General features: G+C 72.8%; 7 protein-coding genes and 1 pseudogene. 7 read left to right on the top strand and 1 reads right to left on the bottom strand.

Going from position 1 to position 8683, the window contains the following annotated elements; all coding sequences use genetic code 11:
• Together IE182_RS24380 and IE182_RS24375 are read left to right on the top strand one after the other, a co-directional pair.
• Positions 1 to 164 (top strand): annotated as a pseudogene (locus tag IE182_RS24380) (NAD-dependent malic enzyme); the annotation flags it as partial.
• Positions 165 to 451: 287 nt separating this feature from the next.
• On the top strand, positions 452 to 733 hold the full coding sequence (locus tag IE182_RS24375) for an HU family DNA-binding protein (RefSeq protein ID WP_004951951.1): 282 nt from the start codon (positions 452 to 454) through the stop codon (positions 731 to 733).
• Positions 734 to 1172: 439 nt separating this feature from the next.
• Here IE182_RS24375 and murA read toward each other — a convergent pair whose 3' ends face one another.
• Positions 1173 to 2513, bottom strand: a complete 1341-nt coding sequence (gene murA, locus IE182_RS24370) for a UDP-N-acetylglucosamine 1-carboxyvinyltransferase (protein WP_190112054.1) — start codon at positions 2511 to 2513, stop codon at positions 1173 to 1175.
• Between the two features lie 262 nt (positions 2514 to 2775).
• On the opposite strand from murA, the gene IE182_RS24365 reads away from it, so the two are divergent.
• From IE182_RS24365 to IE182_RS24345, 5 genes are all read left to right on the top strand, one after another.
• Positions 2776 to 3369 (top strand): YqgE/AlgH family protein, encoded by a 594-nt coding sequence (locus tag IE182_RS24365; protein WP_190112053.1) that lies wholly within the window; start codon positions 2776 to 2778, stop codon positions 3367 to 3369.
• A gap of 30 nt (positions 3370 to 3399) precedes the next feature.
• Positions 3400 to 3699 (top strand): DUF3039 domain-containing protein, encoded by a 300-nt coding sequence (locus IE182_RS24360; protein ID WP_071961972.1) that lies wholly within the window; start codon positions 3400 to 3402, stop codon positions 3697 to 3699.
• Positions 3700 to 3957: 258 nt separating this feature from the next.
• Positions 3958 to 5604: a beta-N-acetylhexosaminidase gene (locus tag IE182_RS24355; protein WP_190112052.1), complete on the top strand. Its 1647-nt coding sequence runs from the start codon at positions 3958 to 3960 to the stop codon at positions 5602 to 5604.
• Positions 5605 to 5909: 305 nt separating this feature from the next.
• On the top strand, positions 5910 to 6815 hold the full coding sequence (locus IE182_RS24350; protein ID WP_190112051.1) for an FAD binding domain-containing protein: 906 nt from the start codon (positions 5910 to 5912) through the stop codon (positions 6813 to 6815).
• Complete coding sequence (locus IE182_RS24345; RefSeq protein ID WP_190112050.1) at positions 6812 to 8671, top strand: (2Fe-2S)-binding protein; 1860 nt, start codon at positions 6812 to 6814, stop codon at positions 8669 to 8671. The genes IE182_RS24350 and IE182_RS24345 overlap by 4 nt, the downstream gene beginning before the upstream one ends.
• Positions 8672 to 8683: the final 12 nt, after the last annotated feature.

Here is an 8683-nt window from a genome sequence, read left to right as displayed (position 1 = left end):
CGGCGGCCCGCGCGCTCGCCGACGTGGTCGCCGAGGACGAGCTCAACGCGAACTACATCATCCCCAGCGTCTTCAACGACAAGGTCGCGGGAGCGGTCGCGGGCGCCGTCCGGGAGGCCGCCAAGGCCGCCGGAGCCGCTGTGACGGCCACCACGACGGTCTGACGCACGGCGCGTCGAGTGGCGCGACGCTCCTGGGCCCCCCATAAGGTGTCGGGCAGGCATCGGGCCGCAGAAATGCGGCTGCATCCGAGGCTGTGGCGCTGGCCGTGGCGCTTTCCGTGTGACTCTCCAGGGTGCCGGATTGGCTTTCCCGCCACTGGTGGGGGCAGGATGCGTAACCGGGCGGGAGGGTCTGGCAAACGGACCCGGGTCCGGGGACTGTCCGAGGGCCCTGGCAGCATCGGCTTCGATCTCACGCCTCATTGGCAAGAAGAACACGGGAGTACAACATGAACCGCAGTGAGCTGGTGGCCGCTCTGGCCGACCGCGCCGAGGTGACCCGCAAGGACGCCGACGCCGTTCTGGCCGCCCTCGCCGAGACCGTCGGCGAGGTTGTCGCCAAGGGCGACGAGAAGGTCACCATCCCCGGCTTCCTGACCTTCGAGCGCACCCACCGTGCCGCTCGGACCGCGCGCAACCCGCAGACGGGCGAGCCGATCCAGATCGCTGCCGGTTACAGCGTGAAGGTCTCCGCGGGCTCCAAGCTCAAGGAAGCCGCGAAGGGCAAGTAAGCCTCGGGCGCTGCGACCAGCGCCTCGAATGCCTGAAAGGGCGGCCGTCCCGGTCCGGGGTGGCCGCCCTTTTGCCGTCCATGAGGGCCTGTCAGCCCCGTGACGGGCCGTGGAACACCAAGAAGCCCGTACGGACCATCGAAGGTCTGTACGGGCTTCAGGCGGCCTTACGGGGCGTCAGTCGGCGTGGCCGCCGCCTGGAACCCCCGGTCGGGCGTCAGTTGGCGTCGCCGCCGGGCATCTCCACGTTGGCACCCAGGTTACGGAGCTTCTGCATGCTGTGTTGTCCCGGGGGGTGACCCCCGGACCCCCAGCCGGGGGTCGGGCGTCAGCTGGCGTCGCCGCCGGGCATCTCCACGTTGGCACCCAGATCACGGAGCTTCTGCATGCTGTGTTGTCCCGGGGGGTGACCCCCGGACCCCCAGCCGGGGGTCGGGCGTCAGCTGGCGTCGCCGCCGGGCATCTCCACGTTGGCACCCAGATCACGGAGCTTCTGCATGAAGTTCTCGTAGCCACGGTTGATCAGGTCGATGCCGTGGACCCGCGAGGTGCCCTCCGCGGCCAGGGCCGCGATCAGGTACGAGAAGCCGCCGCGCAGGTCGGGCACGACCATGTCGGCACCCTGCAGCTTCGTCGGGCCGGAGACGACCGCCGAGTGCAGGAAGTTGCGCTGACCGAAGCGGCAGGCGGAGCCGCCCAGGCACTCGCGGTAGAGCTGGATGTGGGCGCCCATCTGGTTGAGCGCGGACGTGAAGCCCAGACGGGACTCGTAGACCGTCTCGTGGACGATCGACAGGCCGCTCGCCTGCGTCAGGGCCACGACCAGCGGCTGCTGCCAGTCGGTCTGGAAGCCGGGGTGGACGTCCGTCTCCAGCGCTATGGCGTTGAGCGAGCCGCCCGGGTGCCAGAAGCGGATGCCCTCGTCGTCGATCTCGAAGGCACCGCCGACCTTGCGGTAGGTGTTGAGGAAGGTCATCATCGACCGCTGCTGCGCGCCGCGGACGTAGATGTTGCCCTTGGTGGCCAGCGCCGCGGACGCCCAGGAGGCCGCCTCCAGGCGGTCGGACAGCGCGCGGTGGTTGTAGCCGCCGAGCTTGTCGACACCGGTGATCCGGATGGTCCGGTCGGTGTCCATGGCGATGATCGCGCCCATCTTCTGCAGCACGCAGATGAGGTCCTCGATCTCCGGCTCCACGGCCGCGTTGGACAGCTCCGTGACGCCCTCCGCCAGCACGGCGGTCAGCAGCACCTGCTCGGTCGCGCCGACCGAGGGGTAGGGCAGACGGATCTTGCAGCCGCGCAGCCGCTGCGGGGCCTCCAGGTACTGGCCGCCCTCGCGCTTCTCGATCGTCGCACCGAACTGGCGCAGGACCTCGAAGTGGAAGTCGATCGGCCGGCCGCCGATGTCGCAGCCGCCCAGGCCCGGTATGAAGGCGTGGCCGAGGCGGTGCAGCAGCGGGCCGCACAGCAGGATCGGGATGCGCGAGGAGCCGGCGTGCGCGTCGATGTCGGCGACGTTGGCGCTCTCCACGTACGTGGGGTCCAGCACCAGCTCGCCGGGCTCGTCACCGGGGCGGACGGTCACACCGTGCAGCTGCAGCAGGCCGCGCACGACGCGCACGTCACGGATGTCGGGGACGTTGCGCAGCCGGCTCGGACCGTGCCCGAGCAGCGCGGCGACCATGGCCTTGGGGACCAGGTTCTTCGCGCCGCGGACGCGGATCTCTCCCTCAAGCGGAGTACCGCCGTGGACAAGCAGGACATCGTCAGGGCCGGTCATGGATCTCGCGTTCCTGGAGTTGGGCAGGGGGCAAGAAGAAAGGGTAATGGGACCGGAAGGCCGATCTGCCGCCCCGGAGGGGCGTTCTGCACGTCATGGGTTTGTCACAACACTCTGCGTATATGGAATGGTCGCTACCGGTTATCACCGCGTCGCTGCCGGTCATTTGCGCGGGCGCTGCTCTCGTACGCCCCCCTGCCGCCCCCGCCACATCGCCGCTGTCCACTCCCCGAACCGCCCCGGAATGGGGGATCATGGCGCCATGGCCGAGGTGTCCTCGCTCACAGGACGACTGCTCGTCGCGACACCGGCGCTCGCCGACCCGAATTTCGACCGTGCGGTGGTGCTGCTGCTCGACCACGACGAGGAGGGATCCCTCGGCGTGGTCCTGAACCGGCCGACCCCGGTCGGGGTCGCCGACATCCTCGAATCCTGGGCCGCGCTGGCCGGGGAGCCGGGCGTGGTCTTCCAGGGCGGGCCCGTCTCGCTGGACTCCGCCCTGGGCGTGGCGGTGGTGCCGGGGGAGCCGCACGACCAGGACGGCACGCCCGGCGCCGACGACGGCCCCCTGGGCTGGCGCAGGGTGCACGGCGCGATCGGGCTGGTCGACCTGGAGGCTCCGCCGGAGCTGCTGGCGACCGTCCTGGGCTCGCTGCGGATCTTCGCCGGCTACGCGGGCTGGGGCCCGGGACAGCTGGAGGACGAGCTCGTCGAGGGCGCCTGGTACGTGGTGGAGTCCGAGCCGGGCGACGTGTCGTCCCCCGATCCGCAGCGGCTGTGGCGGGCCGTGCTGCGGCGCCAGCGCAACGAACTGGCGATGGTCGCCACCTATCCGGACGACCCGAGCCTCAACTGACGGGGTCCGGCCCCAGTACCCTTGGGGACCATGAGCACTCTTGAGCCCGAGCGCGGGGCAGGTACCGGCACCCTCGTAGAGCCGACACCGCAGGTGTCGCACGGCGACGGCGACCACGAGCGCTACGCCCATTACGTCCAGAAGGACAAGATCATGGAGAGCGCGCTCTCCGGCTCTCCGGTCGTGGCCCTCTGCGGCAAGGTCTGGGTACCCGGGCGCGACCCGAAGAAGTACCCGGTCTGCCCGATGTGCAAGGAGATCTTCGACGGCATGGGCGCCGGCGGGGACGACAAGGGCGGCAAGGGCGGCAAGGGCGGCGACAAGAAGTAGCCACCGGCTGCTCAGCCCGGGCTTTCGACGGCTCCCGGGGCGCGGGATCGCGCTCCGGGAGCCGTTTGCGTCGAGGGGGCCGTGCGCGTCGGCAGGGCCGTTTGCGATGACGGAGCCGTTTGCGTCGACGGGAGCCGTTTTTGCGTTGACGGAGCCGTTGGTGCTGACGGAGCCGTCGGTGCTGACAGGGGACCCTCGGTGCGGCTCTTGGCCGACGGGGGCCTTGCCCCGCGCCTGCCGCACGGCTAGGACGGACGCATGCACGAGCTGATCCCCTCCCCGCGGCGGGTCGCAGACATCCCGCCCTCCGGTCTGTACGTGCTCGACGACGAAACGCTGATCGAGGCCGGGCCGGGCACGGAGGGCGTCGCGCGCTGGTTGCGTACGACCGTCGGGGCCGCCACCGGCCTGCCGCTGGAGCCCGGCGGCGACAGCGACAACCGCATCGTGCTGACCGTCGACCCGGCCGTCGAGCGGCAGCTCGGCCCCGAGGGCTACCGCATCGTCGTCGACGGCTACGCCCTGCGCATCGACGGCGGCAGCGCGGCCGGCCTCTTCTGGGCCGCCCAGACCTTCCGTCAGATGCTCGGCCCGGAAGCCTTCCGCCGGGCACCGGTGAACCCGCGCCGCGAGTGGACCGTGCCCCGTGTCGTCGTCGAGGACGCACCCCGCTTCGCGTGGCGCGGCGTCCTGCTCGACGTCGCCCGGCACTTCATGCCCAAGGACGGCGTCCTGCGCTACCTCGACCTGCTCGCCGCGCACAAGCTCAACGTCCTCCACCTCCACCTGACGGACGACCAGGGCTGGCGCGTCGAGATCGAGCGCTACCCCCGGCTGACCGAAGTCGGCGCGTGGCGCGCCCGCACCAAGGTGGGCCACCGGGCCTCGCCGCTGTGGGACGAGCGGCCGCACGGCGGCTACTACACGAAGGACGATATTCGCGAGATCGTCGCGTACGCCGCCGAACGGCACATCACGGTCGTCCCCGAAATCGACGTCCCCGGCCACTCGCAGGCCGCCATCGCCGCGTACCCGGAGCTGGGCAACACCGACGTCATCGACACCACCGCCCTTTCCGTCTGGGACACCTGGGGCGTCAACCCGAACGTACTCGCCCCCACTGACAACACCCTCGCCTTCTACGAGAACGTCCTCGCCGAGGTCCTCGAACTCTTCCCCTCGCCCTTCGTCCACATCGGCGGCGACGAATGCCCCAAGGAGCAGTGGAAGGCGTCGCCCGCCGCGCAGGCGCGCACGGCGGCGGAGGGGCTGGCGGACGAGGACGAGCTGCAGAGCTGGTTCATCCGCCACTTCGACCGGTGGCTCGCCGGGCGCGGGCGACGGCTCGTCGGCTGGGACGAGATCCTGGAAGGCCGGCGGCCGGGAGGGAGCCTGTCGCCCGGCGCCACCGTCTCCTCCTGGCGCGGCTTCGCCGGCGGCATCGCCGCCGCCCGCGCCGGCCACGACGTCGTCATGTGCCCCGAGCAGCAGGTCTATCTGGACCACCGGCAGGCCGCCGGCCCCGACGAGCCCGTACCCATCGGCTACGTCCGCACCCTGGAGGACGTCTACCGCTTCGAGCCCGTGCCGCCGGAGCTGACGCAGGAGCAGGCCGCGCACGTCCTCGGCGCCCAGGCCAACCTCTGGACCGAGGTGATGGAGACCCAGCAGCGCGTCGACTACCAGGCGTTCCCCCGGCTGGCCGCATTCGCCGAGACCGTGTGGTCCGCCCTGCCCGCTCCCGGCCGGCGCGACTACGCGGACTTCGCGCGCAGGATGGGCGCGCACTACCGCCGCCTCGACGCCCTGGGCGTCGACTACAGGCCGCCCGGCGGCCCGCGTCCGTGGCAGCGCCGGCCCGGCGTGCTCGGACGCCCGATCGAGGGTGCGCCCCCGATCGTGTGAGGCGCGCGGCAAGGTGACGAACCGTGGGGCGGGGCCCTGGCACGGTGGTCCTTCACACACTGCCGTAAGCCGCCGTAAGCCGTACAAGGATCCCCGAAGCATGGCAATGCGCCCACAATGCTCACAGTGGAGAGAGTGCCCCAACTCGGACTTTCCTCCCGAGCCGGGACGGCCCGGCGGTTCGCGGACCCTCGCGACGGTGCACCCGGAAGATGTGCCAGAGTTGCCACGTCCGGGCCGACAGCACGTACCGTACGGCGAGACCTGGCGGAACAGTCGGGACCACCGGGGAAGGGGCAGCTGGGTTGACCACGCACGCACCGCAGGCGGCGCACACGGTGACGTTGCCGGGCTCGCTCGACGAAGCCGTGGCGGCGCTGTCCGCCATGCCCACCGCCGTGCCCGTCGCCGGCGGCACCGACTTGATGGCCGCCGTCAACTCCGGACTGCTGCGACCCGCCGCCCTCGTGGGCCTCGGCCGCATCAACGAGATCCGCGGCTGGCAGTACCAGGACGGCGCCGCCCTGCTGGGCGCCGGCCTCACCCACGCCCGTATGGGCCGCCCGGACTTCGCCGCGCTCATCCCGGCGCTCGCGGCCGCCTCCCGCGCCGCCGGCCCGCCCCAGATCCGCAACGCCGGCACCCTCGGCGGCAACATCGCCTCCGCCGCGCCGACCGGTGACGCGCTGCCCGTGCTCGCCGCGCTGGAGGCGTCGCTCGTCATCGCGGGCCCCGGCGGATCGCGCCGCGAGATCCCCGTGGGCCGGCTCCTCGCCGGCCTCGACATGCTCCGGCCGGGCGAGCTGATCGGCTACGTCCGCGTGCCCCTGCTGCACGCCCCGCAGACCTTCCTCAAGGCCACCGGCCGCACGGGCCCGGGCCGCGCCATCGCCTCCGTCGCCGTCGTCCTCGACCCGGCGCGGCGCAGCGTGCGCTGCGCGGTGGGCGCGGTGGCGCCGATGCCGCTGCGGCCGTTCGACGCGGAGCGCTGGGTCTCCTCGATCGTCGACTGGGACGGCGAACGCACGCTCGCCCCGGACGCCCTCACCGCCTTCGGCGACTACGTCGCGGCCGCGTGCATCCCCGACCCGGCCCCCGCGCAGTCCGCCCTCGACGGCACCGAGCCGGGTACCCTGCCGCCGGCCGTGCTGCATCTCCGTCGTACGGTGGCGACTCTGGCCCGCCGAGCACTGGGGAGGGCACTCGCGTGAGTGACGAACAGCAGCGACACAGCCATGTGCCCACGCCGGGCGGGGGCGGCTGGCAGCCGATTCCGCAGGGCGCCGGGCTCGACGCGGAGGGCACGACCTTCCTCCAGCTCCCGCCCGAGCTCCTGGCCCACCCGGGCCCGGCGGGCGGCACGGACTCCTGGGGTCCGCTGGCGGCGCCCGGTACGGGCTACACGCCGCCGGCCTATCCGCCCCCCGCTCACACCGCGCCCGCGGCGGACCCGTGGCAGCAGCACGTGCCCGCCACCGCGCCGGAGCCCGTCGCCGAGCCGGTCCCGGCCCCGGCGGGGGCGAGCCCGTGGGACGCCTACGACACGTCCTACGGCCAGCACCTACCGGGCACCGGCGACGGCACCGTTGCCGACCCGTACGGCACGAACGGCCTGCACGGCATGGACGTGCACGGTACGGACGGGCACGGCATGGACCTGCACGGCATGGATGCTGCCCCGGGTCCGGACGCGCACGGCATGGGCGGCCACGGTACGAACGGCCACGGCCACGGCATGGACGTGCACGGCACGAACGGTCACGGCACGGATCTGCACCACGGAATGGATCCGCATCACGGCACGGATCTGAGCCACGGAACGGATCCGCACGGCGTCGACGCGCAGGGCGTGGGCGGCATGGCCGACACCGCGGAGTGGGCCATGCCCTTCGCCGTGGAGCCCGGCGACGGCGTTGCGGAAGCGGTGCCCGCCGCGGTGCCGGGAGCCGGTCCCACCGGACCGTGGACGGTCCCGGCCGCCGGGGACGACGCGGTGGACGAGTCCGGGGAGTACGCCCTGGGCGGCCCGGACGTGCAGCGCGGCTACGGCCTCGGACCGGTCGACGCCGTCACCGGTACGGGCGAACATCCCGTCGCCGAGTGGACGGGCGAAGCAGAGGCCGGGGACGAGCCCGGCCCGCCGGCCCCGGCCGACGGCGCGGGCGCCGAGGCACCCGCCCTCGACGCGGAGCCGCAGCCGGCACCCGAGCCGGAGCCCGCCCCCCTGTCCGTACCCGTGCCCGAACCCCGCGCGGAGGCGGAGCCGGACGTACGACCGGAAGCCCAGCCGGAACCGGCAGCGGAAGCGGAGTCCGGCGCCCCGGCATACGCCGACGCCGGGCACGGGCCCGACACGTACCTGCCGGTGGACGACCACGGCCACGAACAGGGCCACGAAGAGGGCCACGGCCACGGCCACGGTCTCGACCAGGCCCACGCGCTGCCCCTCGCGCACAACGAGCACCCCTGCGCCTCGTACGTCCTCAGCGTCAACGGCACCGAACGTCCGGTGACCGACGCCTGGATCGGCGAGTCGCTCCTGTACGTCCTGCGCGAGCGCCTCGGCCTCGCCGGGGCCAAGGACGGCTGTTCGCAGGGCGAGTGCGGCGCCTGCTCCGTGCAGGTCGACGGCCGGCTCGTCGCCTCCTGCCTCGTACCCGCCGCGACCACCGCCGGCTCGGAGATCCGCACCGTCGAGGGCCTGGCCACGGGCGGGCAGCCGTCCGACGTGCAGCGGGCGCTCGCCGAGTGCGGCGCCGTGCAGTGCGGCTTCTGCGTGCCCGGCCTCGCCATGACCGTGCACGACCTCCTAGAGGGCAACCACGCGCCCAGCGAGCTGGAGACCCGGCAGGCCATCTGCGGCAACCTCTGCCGCTGCTCCGGCTACCGGGGCGTGCTCGACGCCGTGCGCCAGGTCGCCGACGAACGCGCCGCCGCGGCCGCGGCCCTGGAAGAGGCCCAGGCGGAGCAGCAGCCGGAGACGGAAGCGGCACACATCCCGCACCAGGCGGGTCCCTACGGCGACGGCAGCGGCGGCGACAGCGGCACTGGAAGGGCAATGGCATGACGGGAATGGGCG

Origin of the sequence: Streptomyces cinnamoneus (assembly GCF_014650495.1) — a bacterium.
Lineage (GTDB): Bacteria > Actinomycetota > Actinomycetes > Streptomycetales > Streptomycetaceae > Streptomyces > Streptomyces cinnamoneus.
The sequence above is the reverse complement of the archived record's forward strand: the minus strand, read 5'-3'. Positions and strand labels throughout refer to the sequence as shown.

What these genes read in the sequence shown, in the direction of transcription:
- IE182_RS24375 (WP_004951951.1), top strand. Translation starts at nt 452, where the DNA reads ATGAACCGCAGTGAGCTGGTGGCCGCTCTGGCCGACCGCGCCGAGGTG.
- murA (WP_190112054.1), bottom strand. Translation starts at nt 2,513, where the DNA reads ATGACCGGCCCTGACGATGTCCTGCTTGTCCACGGCGGTACTCCGCTT.
- IE182_RS24365 (WP_190112053.1), top strand. Translation starts at nt 2,776, where the DNA reads ATGGCCGAGGTGTCCTCGCTCACAGGACGACTGCTCGTCGCGACACCG.
- IE182_RS24360 (WP_071961972.1), top strand. Translation starts at nt 3,400, where the DNA reads ATGAGCACTCTTGAGCCCGAGCGCGGGGCAGGTACCGGCACCCTCGTA.
- IE182_RS24355 (WP_190112052.1), top strand. Translation starts at nt 3,958, where the DNA reads ATGCACGAGCTGATCCCCTCCCCGCGGCGGGTCGCAGACATCCCGCCC.